The organism is Beijerinckiaceae bacterium, assembly GCA_004564215.1.
Lineage (GTDB): Bacteria > Pseudomonadota > Alphaproteobacteria > Rhizobiales > Beijerinckiaceae > Methylocapsa.
This window is the reverse complement of the sequence record CP024846.1, coordinates 1522365-1543341: the sequence shown is the minus strand read 5'-3', so window position 1 is coordinate 1543341 and position 20977 is coordinate 1522365. Positions and strand designations below refer to the sequence as shown.

General features: G+C 58.0%; 24 protein-coding genes. 7 read left to right on the top strand and 17 right to left on the bottom strand.

The genetic code is table 11. The features are described from left to right. Positions 1–117 precede the first annotated feature (117 nt). The 3 genes from CU048_07250 to CU048_07240 are packed head-to-tail and all read left to right on the top strand — an operon-like array spanning position 118 to position 1437. Complete coding sequence (locus CU048_07250; GenBank protein ID QBR71113.1) at positions 118–309, top strand: hypothetical protein; 192 nt, start codon at positions 118–120, stop codon at positions 307–309. Further along, complete coding sequence (locus CU048_07245) at positions 284–1051, top strand: hypothetical protein (protein QBR71112.1); 768 nt, start codon at positions 284–286, stop codon at positions 1049–1051. The genes CU048_07250 and CU048_07245 overlap by 26 nt, the downstream gene beginning before the upstream one ends. Beyond that, a complete protein-coding gene (locus CU048_07240; protein QBR71111.1) occupies positions 1039–1437 on the top strand; it encodes a hypothetical protein in 399 nt (132 codons plus the stop codon). Before CU048_07245 ends, CU048_07240 begins: the two co-directional genes overlap by 13 nt. 66 nt (positions 1438–1503) lie before the next feature. On the opposite strand, the gene CU048_07235 is transcribed toward CU048_07240, so the two are convergent. After that, positions 1504–1809, bottom strand: a complete 306-nt coding sequence (locus CU048_07235) for a hypothetical protein (GenBank protein QBR71110.1) — start codon at positions 1807–1809, stop codon at positions 1504–1506. A gap of 44 nt (positions 1810–1853) precedes the next feature. Here CU048_07235 and CU048_07230 point away from each other — a divergent pair, with 44 nt between their 5' ends. Both CU048_07230 and CU048_07225 read left to right on the top strand, forming a co-directional pair. Beyond that, complete coding sequence (locus tag CU048_07230; protein ID QBR71109.1) at positions 1854–2129, top strand: hypothetical protein; 276 nt, start codon at positions 1854–1856, stop codon at positions 2127–2129. After that, positions 2130–2786, top strand: coding sequence for a hypothetical protein (locus CU048_07225; protein ID QBR71108.1), 657 nt, complete (start codon positions 2130–2132; stop codon positions 2784–2786). An 89-nt stretch (positions 2787–2875) separates the two neighbouring features. On the opposite strand, the gene CU048_07220 is transcribed toward CU048_07225, so the two are convergent. From CU048_07220 to CU048_07145, 16 genes are all read right to left on the bottom strand, one after another. Next, positions 2876–4837: a glycosyl transferase gene (locus CU048_07220; GenBank protein ID QBR71107.1), complete on the bottom strand. Its 1962-nt coding sequence runs from the start codon at positions 4835–4837 to the stop codon at positions 2876–2878. A 101-nt stretch (positions 4838–4938) separates the two neighbouring features. Next, positions 4939–5229, bottom strand: a complete 291-nt coding sequence (locus CU048_07215) for a hypothetical protein (protein QBR71106.1) — start codon at positions 5227–5229, stop codon at positions 4939–4941. 267 nt (positions 5230–5496) lie between these two features. Further along, a complete protein-coding gene (locus tag CU048_07210; protein QBR72737.1) occupies positions 5497–6216 on the bottom strand; it encodes a tRNA (guanosine(46)-N7)-methyltransferase TrmB in 720 nt (239 codons plus the stop codon). Between the two features lie 39 nt (positions 6217–6255). Next, positions 6256–7452: a methionine adenosyltransferase gene (locus CU048_07205; protein ID QBR72736.1), complete on the bottom strand. Its 1197-nt coding sequence runs from the start codon at positions 7450–7452 to the stop codon at positions 6256–6258. A gap of 146 nt (positions 7453–7598) precedes the next feature. Continuing rightward, positions 7599–8072 carry a transcriptional regulator gene (locus CU048_07200; protein QBR71105.1) on the bottom strand — a complete coding sequence of 158 codons (474 nt, stop codon included), beginning with the start codon at positions 8070–8072 and terminating at the stop codon, positions 7599–7601. A 212-nt stretch (positions 8073–8284) separates the two neighbouring features. Continuing rightward, complete coding sequence (locus tag CU048_07195) at positions 8285–8920, bottom strand: autoinducer synthase (GenBank protein ID QBR72735.1); 636 nt, start codon at positions 8918–8920, stop codon at positions 8285–8287. A gap of 127 nt (positions 8921–9047) precedes the next feature. Continuing rightward, positions 9048–9803, bottom strand: a complete 756-nt coding sequence (locus CU048_07190) for an autoinducer-binding protein (GenBank protein QBR72734.1) — start codon at positions 9801–9803, stop codon at positions 9048–9050. A 458-nt stretch (positions 9804–10261) separates the two neighbouring features. Next, the gene (locus CU048_07185; GenBank protein ID QBR71104.1) at positions 10262–11923 is read right to left on the bottom strand and encodes an apolipoprotein N-acyltransferase; all 1662 of its coding nucleotides are present in this window, start codon (positions 11921–11923) and stop codon (positions 10262–10264) included. 189 nt (positions 11924–12112) lie between these two features. After that, complete coding sequence (locus CU048_07180; GenBank protein QBR71103.1) at positions 12113–12931, bottom strand: hypothetical protein; 819 nt, start codon at positions 12929–12931, stop codon at positions 12113–12115. Between the two features lie 47 nt (positions 12932–12978). Further along, positions 12979–14040, bottom strand: a complete 1062-nt coding sequence (locus tag CU048_07175) for a hypothetical protein (GenBank protein QBR71102.1) — start codon at positions 14038–14040, stop codon at positions 12979–12981. Then, on the bottom strand, positions 14033–14533 hold the full coding sequence (gene ybeY, locus CU048_07170; protein QBR71101.1) for an rRNA maturation RNase YbeY: 501 nt from the start codon (positions 14531–14533) through the stop codon (positions 14033–14035). The genes CU048_07175 and ybeY overlap by 8 nt, the downstream gene beginning before the upstream one ends. Further along, positions 14530–15591, bottom strand: a complete 1062-nt coding sequence (locus CU048_07165) for a phosphate starvation-inducible protein PhoH (GenBank protein QBR71100.1) — start codon at positions 15589–15591, stop codon at positions 14530–14532. The genes ybeY and CU048_07165 overlap by 4 nt, the downstream gene beginning before the upstream one ends. Further along, the gene (locus CU048_07160) at positions 15588–17024 is read right to left on the bottom strand and encodes a tRNA (N6-isopentenyl adenosine(37)-C2)-methylthiotransferase MiaB (protein QBR71099.1); all 1437 of its coding nucleotides are present in this window, start codon (positions 17022–17024) and stop codon (positions 15588–15590) included. Before CU048_07160 ends, CU048_07165 begins: the two co-directional genes overlap by 4 nt. 173 nt (positions 17025–17197) lie before the next feature. Further along, positions 17198–17677 (bottom strand): ribosomal-protein-alanine N-acetyltransferase, encoded by a 480-nt coding sequence (gene rimI, locus CU048_07155; GenBank protein ID QBR71098.1) that lies wholly within the window; start codon positions 17675–17677, stop codon positions 17198–17200. Positions 17678–17684: 7 nt separating this feature from the next. Then, positions 17685–18374: a tRNA (adenosine(37)-N6)-threonylcarbamoyltransferase complex dimerization subunit type 1 TsaB gene (gene tsaB, locus CU048_07150; GenBank protein ID QBR71097.1), complete on the bottom strand. Its 690-nt coding sequence runs from the start codon at positions 18372–18374 to the stop codon at positions 17685–17687. 33 nt (positions 18375–18407) lie between these two features. Then, positions 18408–18971 (bottom strand): NifU family protein, encoded by a 564-nt coding sequence (locus CU048_07145; GenBank protein QBR71096.1) that lies wholly within the window; start codon positions 18969–18971, stop codon positions 18408–18410. 398 nt (positions 18972–19369) lie between these two features. Between CU048_07145 and CU048_07140 the strand changes: the two genes are divergently transcribed. Then, a complete protein-coding gene (locus CU048_07140) occupies positions 19370–20245 on the top strand; it encodes an RNA polymerase factor sigma-32 (GenBank protein ID QBR71095.1) in 876 nt (291 codons plus the stop codon). 404 nt (positions 20246–20649) lie between these two features. Continuing rightward, positions 20650–20964 carry a hypothetical protein gene (locus CU048_07135; protein QBR71094.1) on the top strand — a complete coding sequence of 105 codons (315 nt, stop codon included), beginning with the start codon at positions 20650–20652 and terminating at the stop codon, positions 20962–20964. The last annotated feature ends 13 nt before the right edge of the window (positions 20965–20977 follow it).

The following is a 20977-nucleotide window of genomic DNA, read 5'->3' as shown; positions in this document are numbered from 1 at the left end:
GGCTTCCGCGATCTTACCACTTTCCCTCGGCTTTTTGTTCTCGGTCTGTTTTAGGCGTTTTGGAGGGTCGGCTGTACCCTTCCCACTCGATTCTTCCGCTTTCGAAACGGAGTTTGGGTGGCGCAAACGCAAGAGCTTTTGCAAAAATGGGAGGGACGCCGTGTCCGTCCGCGCATGGAGATCACCGGCGAAGGGCTGATGCTCGGCGCCGGAACGATCCTCGCCAAAACGACGCGGGCGGAACGCGGTGCGCCGCGACTGGCACTTGACGATGAGGCGCGCGATGGCGCTGCTCGCGACCGCCTATGAGCGGCCCATCGCGCCTTATGTTCTCGAAAAAATTGGCCGCGCGGCAGAGCTTTGGAACGAAGGCGAGAAGGCGCTTGCACATATTCATCTGTCCCATGCGGGCCTACCGCCTTGCACCGATGAGCAAGTCTTGCGCCTGTTCGTCGCCGACGAACTTCTCGACTCGGGCGTCGCGCCCGCCGAGCTGATGAAAGCGCAGGGATTTGATCTCTCGCCGATGGCTCTCTTGAAATTCAACCCGGATCAGCCGCGCGTGCCGGCCGGAAGCGGGCGCGAAAGCGGGCAATGGTCGGGCGGCGGATCTGGAACTCCGGCAGGCTATCGGACGAAGGCAAGAATGAAAGCGCTTGGTGCTTTCATCGAATGGCTTCGGACAAGGCTGAAAGGTTCAAACAGCGAGAGCCCGAAAAAAAAGCCGCCTCCCCGAGAGAAGGTTAAACCGGCAATAGAGCCATCGGAGCCACCGGAGTCCAAGCAACCTCCGAATGTTGATTCGAACAAGTTGCATCACATTTTCGATAAAGAAGGACGTGAACTGGATGAGTTTTTATCACACTATGATGCCAAAGAGACTGCCTTTCGCGCAATCGAAGACGCTACTCGTAAGGTGATAACGGAACAGAAAATCACTGGCCAATATAAGATACAAATTGAAATAAATGGCTACAAACTCGGTGTAGGCGGTAGGGTTATGCCTGATGGAGCTATTAAAATAGGGACGGCTTACCCATGGAAGGATTAACAAAGTTAGAGAATGCCGTCCTCGAAATGCTCGTTGATGGCAAGGCTGAAACCTTCCAGATTCTACGCGGGCAATATCTTGCCGCGCGCGTTGTGAAGCGGCACATGACGGGCGTCGGCTTCTGGACTTATTTTTCAATTCCAGATGAAGTCGCAAGTCTTCCCGGCAACCCGTCCTTTCGGTTCGGAGATGTCGACGGGAATATTGACGGCCTACAAAATGGAGCCGGCTTCCTGCTTCAGGTAAAGGATGGGTATATTTATATGCTTGAAGGGTATTCGTTTGACGAGCCTTGGCCGGAAGATACAAATACATTTCAGCTTTACTATGAAGGCGGTCTACAAAGAGATGAAGGGGAGGTTATCAAATCATTCTCTCCCGGGTAGCGATACAATGGTTCATGCAAAAAGTGACCGCGGACAAGGCGCGCGGCAAAGAACATAGTCGAAACTTTAGCTCATAACGTTTGAGTCCGGATAGAATTTCTTGGCTGCGCGATGCGAGTGATGAGCAAAGATCCCACTGAGCGTGTTCGAGCCATCCTGCTGACTGATTGGGACCCGCTTATCGTTGGTGATAATCCGCATCTCACCGACGAATATGACGACCTCATTCCTGGTATTGTCGATCTTGTAAGAAACAATTGCACGGTAGAAGAATTGGAATGTTATCTCAAAGACATTGAAGAACGGTGGAAGTCTATTCCAGCAAAGCAGACATCGTTCGTTGCAAGAAGAATTCTGGGCTGCGTACAACATGGTGCTTGAGTACCGGTGGCATTTTTTGAGCGCCCAAGGCCTTCATGAGGAATCGCGCACCTCACGCTGAAGACTCTTTTGACAGGCAGTTCGCGAGCAGAGTGATGAAGGACGACGGGAGAATAGATTCTATCCGAGCCATCCTCCTCAAGTGTTGGGACCCGCTGGGCGTTGGCGACAATCCGCATCTCGCGCAGTTGGAGACCCATTTGGTGAAGATCGAGAAGGAACGGTCCGGCGGCGTGCCATCAAGAGGAACTGCGCGCCTTGCGGCGACGAAACTTCTGGCAAGCTGGGTTGCAAGCCAGCGGAATGATTAGATGAACGACAGTTTTTTGACCTTGGAACAGTTTCCTGCCGCCAGACAGAAAGTCGAAAGCGTCTTCCATATCGAAAGACGGTTGCCTGAGCAGGTCTTCAAGCGACCCTACCGGTTCCAGCTCTTGTGCGAATTCGATTTTGCTATGGGCGATGTGCTGGAAGTGCCGCGCAAGACACGGTCTCCGCTGGCGCGCGAAACCGTCCTTCTGAGCGTGCTTGACCCAGATCCGATCACTTTTTTCTATCAGAAGTACCAGAAGATCTATGCCTTCAACTTCAAGGCCGATATCAGCAAAAAGGAATATTGTTCGATGCGCTGGGTTGAGCCTTATCCTGAGGACGATCCATTTCCGTTCCATACGGAAATAGAGACCTATATTCCAAGCTCGCTCAACTGGGCTATGTGGGGCGAGCGGTCGTCCGAGATCGCGGTGATCGGCTTTGATGATCCGGCGCTCGCGAAAGCTCTGATCGCGGACAAGGGCTATTGGATGGACGCAGAGACCGCATCGAACGAATTTGCGTCCATGCCTTATCGTGACCAGAAAATGCCGGAGGACTTACGCAGCGCCTTGATCACCAATTACGGCAGTCGAGCAGATCTGGAAAACAAGCTCGGCCACAAAGTGGTGTATGCCTGGGAGGAACAGAACTAGACGGCGGCGGTTCGCGAGGAAAGCCATAAATGACGACGGGAGAGTCGATTCTATCCGCACCATCCTATGCTGGTTCCAGCGGCTCCGCGTCACCACAGACTTGCTCTGACCGCCGCCGTTTTGGCCGCGATCGTCGGCGTGCCTTGCCGGGAGGTTTTTGCCAGCCCATGTTCGGTCTTGTGCCAATGAAAGGGCCGCAAAATAAGATCACCGAGCGCCATCCAGGCCGCGACCGATGTCAGCAAATAATAGGGCAGCAGCAGCGGCAGGAAAGGCCAGAGCCCCCGTAGTTTGCGTCGCTTCATGCCAAGCAGGCAGAGCCACAGGATTGAACCCAAGCCAAAAGCTCCGACCGAGATCCAAAGGACCGTTGCGACCAGCAAGGAAATCGTGTTCGGCGATGGGAGGCCCGTGCCAAGATCGTAGATCAGGAGCGCAGTAAGAAAAGGCCAGAGCGGTGGCGCGATAACCAATGCAGTCATCATCAACAGGACCGCGAGAGCCGTTGCTGGGCCAAGCTCGGTAATGAGGCGACCGGGATTGCGCGTGAGCGTAATAAACGTCTGCATCCATCCTTTCGACCAGCGCCGCCGCTGGGCCAGCCACGCCTCGATCCGGGCTGGAGCTTCTTCCTGCGTGCTCGACGCCAAAGTGTCGACACGATATCCAAGGCGGGCGAGGCGAAGGCCGAGATCGGCATCCTCGGTGACATTCCAGGCATCCCAGCTGCAAACCTCGCGCAGAATTTCGGTGCGAAAATGATTGGACGAGCCGCCAAGCGGCAGCGGCAGGCCAAGACCGGCAAGACCGGGATTCAACACATCGAACAGCACCGCATATTCGATCGCAAACAGGCGGGTCAGCCAGGAATCCTCGATATTGTCGATCGCGAGCCGGGCCTGAAGACAGGCCAGACGACGCGGAGCCAGGAGAAATCTTTCGGCGGCTTCGCGAAGTTGCGAGGGGGCCGGGGTATCTTCGGCATCGAAGACCGCGACAAGTTCGCCGCGCAGAAGCGGCAGGGCGATGTTGAGCGCGCGGGGCTTGGTCTTCGGGAAGCCAGCGGGGGCAACGATGACTTCGTAAATGGGAGGAAGCCGCTGCGCCTCAAGGGCGCGCCGCGTCGCAAAATCCTCGCTTTCGATCACGAGCTTGATGTCGAGCTTGCCGCGCGGATAATCCAGCGCGTTGAGCGCGGCAATGAGCTGCGGAACGACCCGCGCCTCGCGATGCAAGGCGACGACGATCGAGTAGGCGGGCAAGCCAGCCGCGTCGACAGGGCTGCGATTTTGCAGCTCCTGCTTCCGACCCAAACTGGCCGCACCGGCGAACAGGCGCAGGCAGATCGAAGCGAAAAACAAACAGGTCATCGCCAGAGAGGTAATGTTCAACGTCGGCGCCGGTGCCAGGCTAAATGCGAATGTCCCGGCGGCGAGGGTCAGCATCGCTCCAGCGCATTGCAGCGAGCTCGGGCCATTTTTCGCCGAAAGGCTTGGATCGAGATCTGCCAGGCCGAAACTTGCTTCGCGCAGGATCGAAGGCGCCGCGCGTGCACGCAGCAGGCTGGACATGCGGGTGGGCGTCGTGATGGCGAGGTCCGTCCCCAGATTTTCGCCGGCTTGGGCGCGCGCCAACAGCAGTGCGAGCATTTTGCCGCGGGGCGCGGCCAGCCAGCGAGGGCTGCGGTCTCCCGCGAGGGGGGCCAGCCCAACATGAATGGATTGGGGATAACGTGCGCCGGCGCCGAGCACGGCCTCGCCATCGAGGAAGGCTGCGCCGAGGTGATGCGCCAGGCATTGGTAAAAGAAAATCTCGGAGGTCGTGCCGTTCGCCAGCAAGGCTACGTCCGGCTCGATGCCCTGTTCGACCGCAAGGGCCGCCGCAGTGAGAAGGACAGCCGGCGCAATGCCAAAAGGGACCAAGAAAGCGAGTTCCGCCGGAACAAAGGCCGGCGTTGCGGTTTGCTGAAACAGGGTGGCCGAGCCCCGTCTCAAGCCCGTGAAGGCTTGAAACGATGTGGCACGGGTCCCGCTAAGAGCGTGAAGAACCATTTAACCCAATGGCTGAAACCAAATTGGTTAACTCAGCCAGAGCTTATCTATTAATAATCGTCAATAATCAGGATATATTATGGAGTTTTTGTGGCCGACATTTAGTGATGGACCGGGGCCGAGGCACGCGATCCGCGATGGCTCCGAACAAGATGCATGCGTTGCAGCAAGGGCGGAATCAGGTATGTAAACATGCCGGAGGCGTAGCCGATCTGGAGAGCGGTGACCAAAATGGCCATTCTTCCCAAAGCCGACAGCAGGCCGCACTGGTCGTAAAAAGACCAACCGATGACTAATGCGACGAGGAGGGCAGATACGGGGACGAGAATAAGGACCTTGAAAAACCGTCCGAGAATGGCCCCTAAAAGGACACTTCCAATCACAAATATCATGTGACGCTTCCTCAATTAATTTATGGCCAAGGTGCCATATTTCTTAATTGTTTTCATTTATCAGACGCCAAAGGTAAGGGTTTGTAAAGGCCTTATTTGGGCCATTTTTCCTTCCTGGCGAAGCTTTGGATGAACGCTATACGGGAACCTTACGCGCTCTCACGAAATGCGCGAAGGGAAACTCCGTTCCATGCTAAAGAACGAGTGAAGAAGAACTTTAAGAGATGAACGGCCCTTTGCGCGCCAAGGCGCGTGGCCCGACGGGCGTCACACTCGCCTGAACGTGAGATAAGCGGGTTTCCGGGCGCCCTTGAGCGCCTTCTCTTCGTATCTTGTACCGCTCCACTCCTGCCAGGGCTGTTGCCAGTCCTGCGGGCCGGCAGCGACCCAAACAAATTCCTTGGATCGTAAAACACGGGCCAATGTCCAGCCGGCGTTGTCATCGATGTCCGTCGCGAAACGAAGTTCGGCGCCCCGGCGCATCACCCGCGCAAGCGCGAGAAGCACGTCGTCGGACAGGAAGCGGCGCTTATGGTGCTTTCGCTTTGGCCAAGGGTCGGGATAGAGCAGATAGACCCCGTCCAGGACCCCGCTCGGCAAGGCTTCGATCACCATCCGCGCGTCCCCATCGTAGATGCGGACGTTGCGCAAATGGCTATCTTCAATGGAGGCCAGGACTTTGGCGACCCCGTTCAAAAACGGCTCGCAGCCGATATAGCCGAACTGCGGATGCGCGCTGGCCTCGGCGGTCAAATGCTCGCCGCCGCCAAACCCAATCTCGAGCCAGAGAGACAAGGGCGGGTCGACAAAAAGAGCAGCTGGGTCTGTAAGGGTCCTTGAGGGATCGAAGCGGATGGATGGCAGAAAGGAGCAAAGCAGCTCGGTCTGCTTGGCGCGAAGCTTCTTGCCCTTGCGACGCCCATGCAAGCTCTGCGGGGACGCGAGGTGGTGGCCGCTGCCGTTTTTCTGCGACAGCGGCTTTGCCATAGGCGTCATTTTCCGGCATCCCGTGCCAGCGCGACCCGGCTAGCCCAAATGGGCTTTGAGCTTCTCCGCCAGATCGGTCTTTTCCCAGGAAAAGCCTCCGTCTGCATCCGGGGAGCGTCCGAAATGTCCATAAGCTGCGGTGCGCGCGTAGATCGGCCGATTGAGCAACAGATGCTCTCTGATTCCGCGCGGCGACAGGCGCATGGCCTGCCCAAGCGTCGCTTCCAGTTTCGCCTCGGGAACTTGTCCTGTGCCATGCGTATCGACATAGATCGACAGGGGTTCGGCAATCCCGATCGCATAGGAAAGCTGAATCGTGCAGCGGTCGGCAAGTCCGGCCGCGACGACATTTTTCGCGAGATACCGCGCGGCATAGGCGGCCGATCGATCGACCTTGGTCGGATCTTTTCCCGAAAACGCACCACCCCCATGCGGCGCCGCTCCGCCGTAAGTATCGACAATGATCTTGCGCCCGGTTAGGCCGCAATCGCCGTCGGGACCGCCGATCACGAACTTGCCGGTCGGGTTGACGTGCCAGACGGTGTCCTTGGTGATCCAGCCCTCCGGCAAAGCCGCCAGGATTGTGGGTTGAACAATATCGCGCACATCCTCGGAACTGAGGTTTTCGTCGAGGTGCTGGGTCGAGAGCACGATCTGGGTCACGCCGACGGGTTTGCCATTGCGGTACTGGACCGTCACCTGGCTTTTAGCATCCGGTCCAAGCTTACCGACGGGGCTCGAGTTGGCCTTGCGCTCGCGGGCCAAATCCTCAAGAATTTTGTGGGCGTAATAAATGGGGGCGGGCATGAGCGCCGGCGTTTCCCGGCATGCGTAGCCGAACATGATCCCCTGATCGCCCGCGCCTTCGTCCTTATTGCCGGTGGCATCGACACCTTGCGCAATATCGACGGATTGGGCGTGGAGAAGAACCTCCACTTTGGCGGTTTGCCAATGGAAGCCGCTTTGCTCATACCCGATGTCTTTGATCGCCTCGCGCGCCGCGGCCTCTATCGCGGCAGGGGGGATCTTGGCACCGCGCACCTCGCCAGCGATGACGACTCGGTTGGTGGTTGCCAAGGTTTCGCAGGCAACCCGGGTTTGATAGGGGTCCAACCCGGCCTTCGCGCCTTCACGGAAGAAGAGATCGACGACCTCATCCGAGATCCGGTCGCAGACCTTATCGGGATGGCCTTCCGCAACCGATTCACTCGTAAACAGATAATTGTCACGCGCCAAGGACTGTCTCCAAAAAAAGAAGGTCACGCAGATCAGAATGTCGCAGGTCAGCGAGCGTCCGCGTTGGTTGCGCCCATGCTTTTGTGAACCCGTTCGTTTTGTCAAGCCATTCGCGCTGTCATGTTCGATAAAGCGGACAGGCAGGCTCAATCAGAGCTGTTTTTATCGGCCGCCGTCATCTCACTCTCAAGGGGTTCGGCATGTTGCTGTTCGCCCGCGAGAGAGGAGACCAGATCGATGATCCGCTTGCGGACCTTTGGATCGTGGATGCGGGCAAAGGCCATATTCAGATGCAGGCCTTCGGCCGTCGACAAAAAATCAGCCACATAGTTGTTTTTTGGCTCCTCGGCGACGCCCAACTGCCTCGGTTCAAGGTCGGCCGCCGCCTCAAAGGAAGGAGCTCCCTCGAAGAAAAAGGCCGGCGGAACATCGAGGGTTCTTGAAATCTGCTGGAGTCTGCTGGCGCCTATTCTATTGGTGCCTTTTTCGTATTTTTGGACCTGTTGAAAAGTCAAGCCCAAGGCTTCTCCCAGTTTTTCCTGGCTCATGCCTAGCATGACCCGACGCATGCGAGCCCGACTCCCGACGTGCCGGTCAATAGGATTTGGTATTTTTTTCACGAATTTGTTCCAATGGCCGCGCTTCTGTTTCGGCTCTTGGACGCCCCAAAACGATGCTTTAAGGCGCCGCCTGCCTCATAACGCCAATATGACCTTAAGCCTATCCGTGTGGCCGGACTTTGACCTAAACGTCTTGACGGGGGACCGTCCCGCCGGCGGCCGAGTCTTTACCCTCGGCCGCCGGTCAATATTAAACATAGGATCTTCGCAAATTATGCATGGAGCAGGGCTGGGCGGCGAGCGCTTCTGTCAACCGTGACCTTCCTCCTGGTGCCGCGCATTTCTTGCAACCGTGCCTGGGTTCTGGAATCGAAGGTGGTCAAAACCGCGATGATGTCCTGACCTTCAATCGTGCGGGGTAATCCCAGAGGCATCGGACAGAAGTGCAGCTGCACCATTCGCAGAAGCCAAGTCGGATTGGTCTCGATAATGAGCTGGGAAATGCCGCACTCCATGCCCCATTCGACGACAGCAGTCAGAAGCTGGTTGGTGATGGGACAGACGGCCCGGCCTTTATCACGGCGACTGCGCTCAACGCAGAAGCGGGTCCATTCCCAGATGTGGGCGCCGACCGGCCGCTCGACTTCGCAAAGCTCCGGCATGACTTCGGAGAGAAGATGGGGACGCGTTGAAGGGAGGAGACGCTGGTAACCGAGCACCTTGTCGTGCTCGATATACAGCATATGGACGGCATGTTTATCGTCGAATTGATCGATCTCGCGTCCATCGGGCTTGGCTAGATTGTGCCAGCCCATTTCTTCAACGAACACACGATGACGTAAGCGATAAGCTTGCTCCATCTGTTCTTGATACAGATGCTCATTTTCTGCGGTTACTATGTGAATCACGCGCATTCTCCAGAATAGCTAGCTGGAAAATGCCGGTCGCACCCTGCGCCTTGGTCAATTTCCAGTCAGCAACTGTATGGAAAATGCCAATGGCGAATGCATGTTGATAGTACGGTTTCCCGTACCATTATGCGATGAGGCCGCGGCGAATGGCTTCAGCCACCGCATGGGTCCGGTTGCTGGCCCCGAGTTTCGAGCGTACCGAACGCAGATGCTTATCTGCTCCATGTTCGGAGATATTCATGACTTCGCCGATCTCCCAATCGGCTTTCCCCTCTGAGGCCCATTGCAGGGCTTCTCGCTCCCGCGCCGACAGACTGACCATCTTGCCTTGCTCGGAGGTTGTCGCTTCCTGATTGAGGGCGATCGCACGGCCGATGGCGTAGCTCGCGATGAGCGTCAACATGCCGCGCATCTCGGGATCATTGGACAGCTGCCGCCCTGAGAGCGAGAAGGCGACGCTCTGCCCGTCGAGGGTGAGCAGGGACGAGGAAAAGCCGGTCTTGAGATTGAACTCTCCGGCTTCCTCCATGACCCGCCGCGCGGCCGGGTCGTCCTTTATGTCCGGATCCAGCTCGTTCCAGTAAAACGGCGCGGTACCCGACATCATCCGTCGAATGGTGGGGTCGACGAAGGCGTAACCGCGAGTTGAATATCGGCTAATCCATTCCTGGGGAATATCCTGAAACAGAACGTGGCTAAGTTGTTGGCGGCCGGTCGTGCCAAGCCGCGGAATTGAAGTCGCGATAACGTGCTCCGCCCCGATTTGTGAAAGATGGCGCAGGACCTGGGTGGAGATATCCTTAAGGTTGCGGGCCCGGTCGAGATCGTGAATAAAGCGAATCGTGTGATTGAGAGAGTCTCTGAGCTTGTTCGATGACATGATCATCCTCGCCTAGGCATTGCCGCGCAGCCCCTCGGTTGAACGAGCACCCACGCCGCCTCGGTGTTCACCGAGTAGCCTGCCTTCCCGTTGCCCTTTTCGCATCCCCATGGTTGGCGCAAAGGAAGTCGCCGGCCGCCCGATTACGAAATTCCGGGACGAAAGAATCACGGTACAGACTGCCTCAACCCACCGCCTTCACGTCAAACATACTTCTTTCAGCTGAAAACAGTATCAGCTGAGCCTTTTCACACACGCCCCATGGATTGAACGCGAATCTCCAATCCAAACCCGATAATATCGAAAGCGCGTGTGATCCGCGCACTTTCTTAGGTTAGTTTTAAAAATATAGGGAAAAAAATATTAAAATAAAGGCGAGGGTTGAATAATCACGCTGCAAAAGAGCGCATGCAATAATTTTCAACTAAACATTATCATGAATTCTGAAATTAAATACGTCAAGAGCGAAACCGAAAAAATGCGGCGGTTGTGATAAGGCTCGCTACCCAAAGGAATAGGGCGCCGGCAAGCGGAAACTCTGCAAACAGCGGCGCAGGGATCGCCTGGGGCAAAGCGCCATCCAAGATCCCTTCGGATCCCAACGGCAGCTCAGCTAAAACGCGGCCATAGGGATCGGCGATTGCCGAGATGCCGGTATTTGCGGCGCGGACCAGCGGCAATCCTTCCTCGATCGCGCGCAATCGCGCTTGGGCGAAATGCTGGTAGGGCCCGCTCGTGGTGCCGAACCACCCGTCGTTGGTGACGTTCAAGAGCAATCCGGGGCGCTCCCCGTTGGTTTGCCCCGGGGTGACTTCGCCCGGAAAGATCGCCTCATAACAGATCAAGGGCGCGGCCGCCGCCGGTAAGCCTGGTACGAAAAGCAGTTTGCGATCGGTTCCCGGCTCGAAACCGCCCGGGATATGGACAAACTGGCGAATGCCGAGCCGGTCAAACAGGGAACGGAATGGCAGATATTCCCCGAACGGTACCAAATGCACCTTGTCATAATTGTCGAGAATAAACCCGCCGCTGGCGACCACTTGAATGGCGTTGAAATAGGTGTGCTGGGGCCGCCCTGCGGAGTCTCCGGCGGGCCGGAACGATAGGTCCCCGTCGCGCGCCGCGCCGGTCAGGAGGACTGTGTTTTGCGGCAGGAGCGCTCCGATCGCGCCAAGCACCCCGGCGTCGCGCGCCAGGATAAAGGGGAACGCCGATTCCGGCCAAATGAGAACGGTCACATCATCGAGGCCGGCCCGCTCCGTTGTCGATTGGGCCGATAAATTCAAATAATGCGTAACGATCGGCACCTTGTTTTCCGGCCGAAATTTTTCATCCTGGGCCAAATTCGGCTGCATGATGCGTAGTTTCACGCCGGGGACGTCCGGCGTGGTGCCTTTCCCCAGCCGGAGCGTTCCGAAAATCCAGATGGCGCCAAAAGCTGCGATGGCCGCCATGATCGCGGGCGGGAGGCGGCGCGTCAGAGTTTGGCGGGCCGGCTTATCGGCGAGGACGGCCGGGGCGGAAAACACCGCAATTGCGATGATCGTCAGTCCGTAGAGGCCGATGAGCGAAGCCAATTGGGCGGTGACCAGATTGCCGCCGAGCGCCATGCCGAAAGCATTCCACGGAAATCCCGTAAAGATATGCCCGCGCAAATACTCGGAGAAGCTCAGGCCCGTGGCAAACGCAAAAATGCGCCCGGCGCCGGGCATCCAGAAAAGCCGCGCCAACAGAAACCCCACGGCGGGAAAAATCGCCAGCACGCCTGGAAGACCGACGACCCCGAGGGGCAGCGCCCACGCAAATTCCTTCGCATCGACGAGAAACGCCGCGCCGAGCCACCAAAGACCCGCGACGAAATAGCCGAAGCCCCACCACCAGCCGACCCAGAATGCGCGCCAAGCCGATCCGAGCAAACCGGAGCCCTGCCCGTAAGCCGGCATGTTCACCTTGTTGGCTGTCCCGTCGATCAGCCATACGGCGGTTGTCATTGCGATGATGAGCGCCGGAAAGATGTCAAACGGCGCCATGGCCAGCGCGCCGGTGGCCCCGGCCAAGAAGGCGATCAAGCGGCGGCGCCAGCCGGCGGCGAGGATGATCGTTGCGGCGATCGCGTGCATTCAGCCGTCTCTTGCTAGATGTCGGCGCTGTTGCGTGTCGACTCGATGGGGCATCTATCTTGTTATTTGACTGATTTTCTTGTCACGAAATAGTTTTTGGCTTCGCTGCCAGGTGGTCCAGAATTTTTTTGCGATCAATAGGCTCCCGAAAAGACGTCTATCGTCGCCCTTGCATCGGAACCTGATGATTCATTTAGGCGCTTTGAGTGACAACAGTTCATACTCAATGATGCGCCGAGTAAGCTCAGTTGCGGTGGCTTCGAATTGATCGAGCGGTTGCGGTGTTGTGAGGAGACCGTCAGTTACATTTGCTCTTACTGGATCCGAAATGGATTGGTTCAGGGACAATCCGAACTGGTCTTTGAGAAGGAAGAGGTTGACGGAATCATTGGTCAACTGCATCGCCTGGTAGTTTGAAGAACCATCAGGTGACAGGAGGCGGACAAACTGCAGCGCCAATGTGCGGTCCGGATAGGAAACGATTCGAATACCCCAATATTTGGAACCCGGGAATTTAAGCAATACGTAAGCGGGATGGTTTTGAGGTGTACGAAACAGATTTTCTGGTAGGCCATCGCTCTGGAGTTCTAATACAACCTGTCCACCTGAGCGGTTGTAGGCTGCAGCCAGCTTTTCAGCTTCACGTTTGACAGCGCGAAAATGTGCTTCGAGCTCCTGGGCTTTCTGGACCTCTTCTACCTGCTGTTTCGCGGTGCGCGCTTCCTCTTGAGCCGTTCGTAACGGAATGGAGTGGAAGAATTCCTCGGCTAATTCTCGATACTTCTCATCGACTTCTTCAATCTTTGCTGACTGAGCTGGTGAGCCCGAGCCAAGACGAAGCTCCTGGATCTGTGTTCCTAAGACCTGAAGTTTGGACTCGATGTGAGTAGTTTGTTCATCGGCGCTTCGTCGACCCTCCGCCACTGATCCGTAGTACGTGCAGAATGCTGCTATGGCAGTAAAAAAAATCGCGGCAAAGTACCAAGCATTCATCGTGAAGGTATCCATTACGTTGCCGTATGACCCCGAGTTTTGTTGCCGCCCGAATTTTTTGGCTATATTTCTGTCGAGGAATTATCAGCGTTGCTTAGCTGCGTTTGACCGAGCCTTTCTTCGAGTTGTCCCGGACCGAGACGGGGGCCACCCTTGCGGATCTTGATTCGCTTGACCCGGCGGGGATCGGCGTCAAGAATTTCAAATTCGATTCCGCCTTTCGCAATGATTTCCCCGCGCACCGGTACATATCCGGCGAGCGCGGTAATCAAACCTCCCAAAGTATCGATTTCTTCGGCATCGCTGATTGCGGCGAGATCGGTGCCGATCGCCTCCGAGACGTCGTTGAGGTCGGCGCGGGCATCGACGATGAAGCTTCCGGTGGCCGTGGCTTCGATCTTCGGGCTTTCGTCCTCGTCATGTTCGTCCTCGATATCGCCGACGATCAACTCCATGATGTCCTCAATCGAAGCAAGGCCTTCGGTGCCGCCATATTCGTCGATGACCAGCGTCATATGGGTTCTCGTGGCCTGCATCTTGATCAGCAGATCCAGAGCCGGCATGGACGGCGGCACAAACAATACGGGGCGAAGAATGTTTGTCTGTGACAGGGGAATATCCAATTCGCAAAGTCCACAAAAGTTTTTGCTATCCCCCGGTATGGGGGCCGGGGCGGGGACATCGGTTGCGCGCTTCTCGCCCTCCCGCGTGTTCGCCGCGACGGCGAGATAAGCGACGAAGTCCCGGATGTGCACCATGCCGCGGGGATCGTCGAGGGTATCCCCGTAAACCGGCAGGCGCGAATGGCCAGCGGCACGAAAAATGTCCAGAACGCCGGCAAGCTCGGTGTCGAGCGCAACCGCGATGATGTCGGCGCGCGGGACCATCACGTCGCCGACGAGCACATCATGCAAGGCGAGGACGTTCTTCAACATGGCTCGCTCTTGCGGCGAAACATCGACTTCGATCGAGGTGTCGGCGAGCGCTTCCTGGATGTCGTCGCGGATCGAAGCGCCGCCAAGGCCAAACAAGGCACGCAGCCGATCGAACAGGGTCGGCTTCCCACCAACGATCGATCGGTCGAACCCAGCTTCGCTGGTGGCAGGATTGTCACGTTCACTCATGGGCGTCGACTGCTTCTTCAATCAAGCAAGCGTGGTAAGGATCGGCGATCCCAAGCTTGGCGAGAATGGCACATTCATGGGCTTCCATCGCCTCGGCTTCGGCAGTTTCGATATGGTCGTAGCCGATGAGATGCAAAAAGCCGTGCACCAAAAGATGAACGACGTGATCATGCAAGGGAATTTGTGCGGCGAGAGCTTCTTTCGCGGCCGTCTCGAATGCGATGACAATGTCTCCCAGAAGTGGGGTTGCGCCCGGATCGCCTCCAGGCGGGAAAGAAAGCACATTGGTCGGCTTGTCGATCCCGCGCCATTTGCGGTTCAACTCGCGGATAAATGCATCATCGCAGAAGAGCACGCTGACTTCGGCATTGGAGGGAAGTACAAACGCGGTTTGCCGAACCGCCGCAGCGATTGCTTCCTCCGCAAGCCGCTCGAGCCTACTGAGAGGCTCCCAATCGCCGGCTTCGATCGCGACTTCGATCACGGGGTTCATCTCCGCGCCTTCTCGAGTCCGAGGCTCGCCCGATGCGAGGCTTCGTAAGCGCCGACAATGCGGCGCACGAGATCGTGACGGACCACGTCGCCTTCCTTGAAGACAACATGGCCAATGCCCTCGAGCCCGGAGAGAAGCTCGATCGCTTCGCTCAGTCCCGACTTCTGTCCCGGCGGAAGATCGGTTTGCGACGGATCCCCCGTCACGATCATGCGCGAGCCTTCGCCGAGGCGGGTCAGGAACATCTTCATCTGCATTGAACTCGCGTTTTGCGCCTCGTCGAGCAGCACGCAGGCGTTGCTCAAGGTGCGCCCGCGCATGAATGCGAGCGGAGCGACTTCGATCATGCCGGTTTGCATGCCGCGTTCGAGCATGCGGGCATCCATGAAATCAGCCAGCGCATCGAAGATCGGACGCAAATAGGGGTCCACCTTGTCCCGCATATCGCCGGGCAGGAACCCCAGTCTCTCGCCCGCCTCAAGCGCCGGCCGCGACAGCACCAAGCGTTCGACTGCCCCCTGTTCCAGCAAGAGAACCGCAAAGCCCACAGCGAGCCAGGTCTTGCCGGTCCCTGCCGGTCCTTCCGCGAAAACCAGCTCGTGCCGTTTCAGGGTTCGCAAATAGAGGTCTTGCGCGGCGTTGCGGGCCCGCACATTGCCGCGCCGACGCGTCCCGATCTGTTCGAAGACAACGCGCCCGGCATCCTCCTCCTTGGGAAAGAGCGTGCCTTGCAAGGCGCCTTCCTGGATCGCTCCATCGACATCGCCAAGGCTCACCGGCTGCCCAAGCGTCACCCGCGTATACAGGTTTTCCAATACGAGACGGGCATGTTGGCACGCTTCGGCGGGGCCTTTGATCGTCACATGATTGCCGTTGGCATTGGCAATCACGCCGAGCCTGCGTTCGAGCTTGGCGAGGTTCTGATCATATTGGCCGAAGACCAGCGATGCATGGCGATTGTCATCGAAGGCCAAGGTGATCTCCGCCGCATCATTTTCGGCCGGCGCGCGCTTGAATTCTGGCCGTGAAAACGGCGCTGATCGATCCGATGGTTTCAACGAAAAGCCTCTCGAGCGGCCTGATCTGGCACGATGCGTCCAAATAGCGAATTAGCGCCTGCGGCGACGATCTCAACGGCGACAATTTCGCCGATATGTTCGACATCGCCGTCCATCTGTACCGGCTGAAGATAGGGCGATTTGCCGGCGATCTGGCCAGGATGTCGGCCGGGTTTTTCAATCAGCACGTCGAGCCTGCGTCCAACCATGGAACGATTGAACGATTGGCGCTGTTCCTCAAGCAGGGCTTGCAGGCGCTTAAGCCTGGCCGCCTTCATGTCTTCCGGAATTTGAGTCTTCAATTCGGCCGCCGGCGTTCCGGGACGAGCCGAATATTTGAACGAAAACGCGGCTGCAAATTGCACCGTTTCGATCAATGCGAGCGTTGCCTCAAAATCTTCCTCGGTTTCGCCAGGGAAGCCAACAATGAAATCCGAAGATAGAGCAATGTCGGGCCGCGCCCTGCGGATTTCGGCCGCAAGCGCGACATAGTCCGCGCTCTTGTGCCGGCGATTCATGGCTAGCAGCATTTGATCGGAACCTGATTGGACGGGCAGATGGAGGAAGGGCATCAAGCTGGCCTGATCCCGATGCGCGTGAATGAGGCTCGCATCCATGTCGCCGGGATGGCTCGTGGTGTAGCGGATGCGCGCGATGCCGGGCACCTTTGCAAGCTCGGCGCAGAGCACGGCCAGCGATGCAGAGCCGCCTTCCTCCGTGCGACCATGATAGGCGTTGACGTTCTGGCCGATAAGGCAAACCTCCCGGACGCCGGCGGCGGCAAGCCTTTCCACCTCCGCCACGATCGCGGCGAGGGGCCTCGAATCCTCGGCGCCGCGTGTGTAAGGCACAACGCAGAAGCTGCAGAATTTGTCGCAACCTTCCTGGACCGTGACAAAGGCGCTGACGCCGCGCTTGCGAATCTGCGCCGGCGAAGGCACCGCGAGGTGGTCGAATTTGCTGTCGGCCGGAAATTCGGTGTCGATCGCGCTTCGCCGTTCGGCTCGCTGCAAAAGCTCCGGCAGGCGATGATAGCTTTGCGGCCCGACGACAACATCCACGGCCTTTTGGCGGCGGAAAATCTCCGCGCCTTCGGCCTGCGCGACACATCCCGCAACGATGATTTTTGTATCGAGCCGCATTTTGGCGCGGTCAGCCTTGATCACACGCAGCTTGCCCAGCTCGGAAAAGACCTTCTCGGCCGCGCGCTCCCTGATGTGGCAAGTGTTCAAGATGACGAGGTCGGCATCTTCCACGCGGTCGGTCTCGGCAAAGCCATCCCGCGCGAGAACGTCAGCCATTCGCTGCGAATCGTAAACATTCATCTGACAGCCGAAGGATTTGACGAAGAGCCTGCGGCCGGATTTTTCAGCATGAGTGGGAGGATCGCCCGCGTTGCCCCGCTCAATAACCAAAGGATCGAAACCTGACATTTTCTCCCACGGTCTACGAGGCACGTGCCTCTCAAGCTTGTCCTAAAATATTACCGCTTCGGCGACATTATTGCGCCGAATCTTGTGACAAATCGAAAAATAGATCGATTCCAGCCCCCAATTTTAGGCCATTTGTCCAAAGACTGCAGAGGCCTCCCTTCGCGTGATAGATATTATAGCAGTTCGAGACGCATAACGAGAGCCGCCGCGAGCCGATCGTCAGCGGTGCGGTAATAGGCTTTGCGCTCGCCCACCTGCTCGAACCCAAAGCTCGCATAAAGTGCGCGGGCGGCGACATTTTCGGCATCGACCTCAAGAAACAATCGATTGACCCTCAGGGCCGCCAATCCGGCCAAATGTGGCGCCAGAAGCAAAGTGCCGACCCCGCAGCGACGCCATTCCGGCGCAACGGCGATGGTCAGAATTTCCGCTTCGTCCGCCGCGAAGCGGGAGAGAACAAACCCGGCAAGCTTCTCCTCCTTGGCCTCGATGGCACCATCGGCGAAGGTCTCGGGAGCGAGAAAAAGCTGTTCGAAATCGGCTTCCTGCCACGGAAACGCAAAGCTCGATGCATGGATGGCCGCGCATTCGGCACTCCGCTCGGCGCCGATTTGGCGGATAAAGGGCGAGACCGTCCTGGGCCAAGTGATCATTTTGCGTTCATGGCGGCGGTGTTGGAAACTGCGACGCATCTGGCCGCTTGATATCCGGCGCCTTGAGGTACAACGGCCGGGGCGGGGCCATGACCGGGTCGGCGAGAAGGCCGAGTTTGGCTACGAAAACAATTTCTACGCCGACATTCTCGCGGGCAATTTCGGCTTCGGTTCCCGTCGCCGCGGCCTCGATCGCGAGCAACTGGGCGCCCGACCCGGCAAGCCGGACCGGGCCCGCGCCAAGCGAGCGCACAGCCTCGCGGACCGTCGCGATCCGGGGCGACAGGATTGCCCTGCCATCCGGCCCGAACGCCGCGAAATACACATTGCCATGACGGGCATCGATTGCCACGGCGACCAGGCCGGGCTTTTGTTCCAGGATCAGCGGCGCGGCAAGGGCGGCGAGCGTCGACACGCCGGTTACCGGAACCTCGCAGGCGATCCCGATCGCCCGGGCGGCGGCGATGCCGACACGCAGTCCGGTGAACGAGCCGGGGCCGACCGTGACGGCGACCCGCCCCAAGGACTCGAAGCCCCCCTCGACGCGAGCCATGACCCGGTCGATCAAGGGAAGCAGCGCCTCGGCATGGCCCCGCTCCATGGGGATGGTCTCTTGGGCCTCGGGGGTTTCGGCCGAATCATCGAGGACACAGGCAGAAATGGCGGGAAGCGCCGTGTCGATCGCGAGTATCTTCATGCCGGCCGTCCGTTCGGGGCGGACCGCCCGGACTTAAATCTGTTCGACCGAGCGCACATCGGGCACATAATGTTTGAGCAAATTTTGGATCCCATGCCGAAGCGTCGCAGTCGAGGAAGGGCAGCCCGAACATGAGCCCTTCATGGCGAGATACACGGTTCCGTCGCGGAAACCGCGAAATTTTATGTCGCCGCCGTCATTGGCGACGGCGGGCCGGACATGCGTTTCGATCAGCTTCTTGATCGACGCCACCGTTTCGGCATCGCTGGCCTTGAAGAACTCTTCGCCGTCTCCTTCAACCGAGGTTTCTGCCTGTTCATTGAGCAGCGGCTCGCCCGAAACAAAATGCTCCATGATCGCGCCCAACACCACGGGCTTGAGTTCCTGCCACTCGCCGGCGGATTTCGTGACCGAGATGAAATCGGACCCGAAAAACACGCCGGAGACCCCATCGATCGAAAAAAGCGCCTCAGCCAGCGGCGATTGCGCCGCGCCTTCGGTACTTCTGATGTCCAGGGTTCCAAGGGTCATGACGGGGCGGCCGGGCAAAAACTTCAAGGTTGCGGGATTAGGTGTAGCCTGGGTCTCGATAAACATGGAACTCTCCCAAACGTCCGGTTCAAGGCCGGAGCTGGTTGCGGCGGGGTGCTAATATTTGCAAAATATGAGGGAGAGACCGCCAATGAGCAAGCGATAAGGCTGCGGTGGACGGGCCGCTCTCCAGTTTTCCCAAATTACCCGGAATTGTTGGATCGATCGCTTGGCGGATAATCAAGGGGAGGAAAGGTGGAACCAGCCGCGCAGGGCAATCGTTTAAGACAAGCCGGCTGGTGGGGAGAGTGAAGCAACGCAGCTTTTGAAAGTCCTCCGGCGGCAGCGCCGAGACACGGGAAGCTCGTCGCCCATTTATCGACATCGCAGCCGGGTGGGCGGGGGCGATTCGCGTCGGCATGGTCGCCGACGGTGAGGCGCATTCGGGGCAATAGGCGAGATCAATGGCTCAGTTTGCTGGCGTCGGGCAACAATTTCTTACTGCGGCAATGGCTGCTCCCTACCTTGCGCGTGACGAGGAACATGAACTCGCGTTGCGATGGAAAAACAACGCTGACGAAGAGGCCATGCATGCGCTTACCTGCGCCCATATGAGGTTGGTGATCGCCCTCGCGGTGCGATTTCGCCACTATGGCTTGTCGGTCGCCGATCTGATCCAGGAAGGCCACATCGGGCTGCTGGAGGCGGCGGCACGGTTCGAACCCGAGCGCGACGTGCGCTTTTCTACCTATGCGACATGGTGGATCCGCGCCTCGATGCAAAATTACGTTTTGCATAATTGGTCGATTGTGCGGGGCGGGACGAGCTCCGCGCAGAAAGCCCTTTTCTTCAACCTTCGGCGGATGCGGGCGAAATTGGCCCAAAGCGGCGGGGGGCAGCTCAATACCGAAGTCTTCAATCATATTGCGGAGTCTCTCGGTGTCAGCCGGTCGGATGTGGAAATGATGGATGCGCGCCTGGCCGGGCCCGATCTTTCCTTGAATGCGCCTCTCAGCGAGGGCGATTCGGCCGGTACCTCGGAGCGAATCGCATTTCTGGTGGATGACAAGCCGCGCCCGGACGAGGTTGTGGGTCTTTCGATCGATACCGACCGGCGGATCGCTTGGCTGAATGAAGCTCTGACCGGCCTTTCCGAGCGCGAGAGGCGAATTCTCCGCGAGCGCCGTCTCGCCGAGGAAGGGGCCACGCTCGAAGCTCTGGGCGACCGTTTGGGCATTTCGAAGGAAAGAGTTCGCCAGATCGAGAGCCGAGCCATGGAGAAATTGCGCGAAGCTCTCACCAGACGCCATATGGCCGACGCTGCCGAAGCCATGACCTGACCGTGGGGGCTTCTGCGAGGGAAAATCCTCGTAAATGATCGTCAAAAGTGGTTTTCCCCAAAACTTTCGGTTTCGTTCAGTATTTCGAGCCGAAAAACAGCGGCGGAACCCAAGAATTAGCTTAACTTAGTGAGACGAATCAGAGGTTAAGGGGGTTTCTCCGAAGCGGCCCTGGCCGTCTATATTCACCTTTGGCCCTGGCATTGGCCATAGGGAAGATGGCACTCCGACGACGATACGCTCACAAACAATGCGCGCCTCGCTTGACGGGGCGCGATGGTTGGGGTTCCGTCGTGGTAAGCTCGTTGAGAGAAAACGAGTCGCGGACAGAGCGTGACGCCCGCGAGCGCTTTCGCCATCCCATGGCCTTCGCCCGCGCAGATGATTAATTGGAGGCAGACCGAATGACGAGTACAGATAAGAAGTCGCAGACCACCGCCGGGAAGTCCGGGGGTAAGGCGGCAAAGGCTAAGCCCGCGACAAGTGCCTTCTCCAAGCCTCTGCAGCCGTCGAAGGAGCTTGCGGCGGTCGTCGGATCAGACCCGCTGCCGCGGACCGAAGTCGTCAGCAAGATGTGGGAATATATCAAGAAGCACAAGCTTCAAAACGAAGCCAATAAGCGGGAAATCCTCGCGGACGACAAGTTGGCCGCGGTGTTCGGCAAGAATAAAGTGACAATGTTCGAGATGAACAAGTTTCTTGCTCAGCATCTCAAGTAAGTCGACTGGCCGG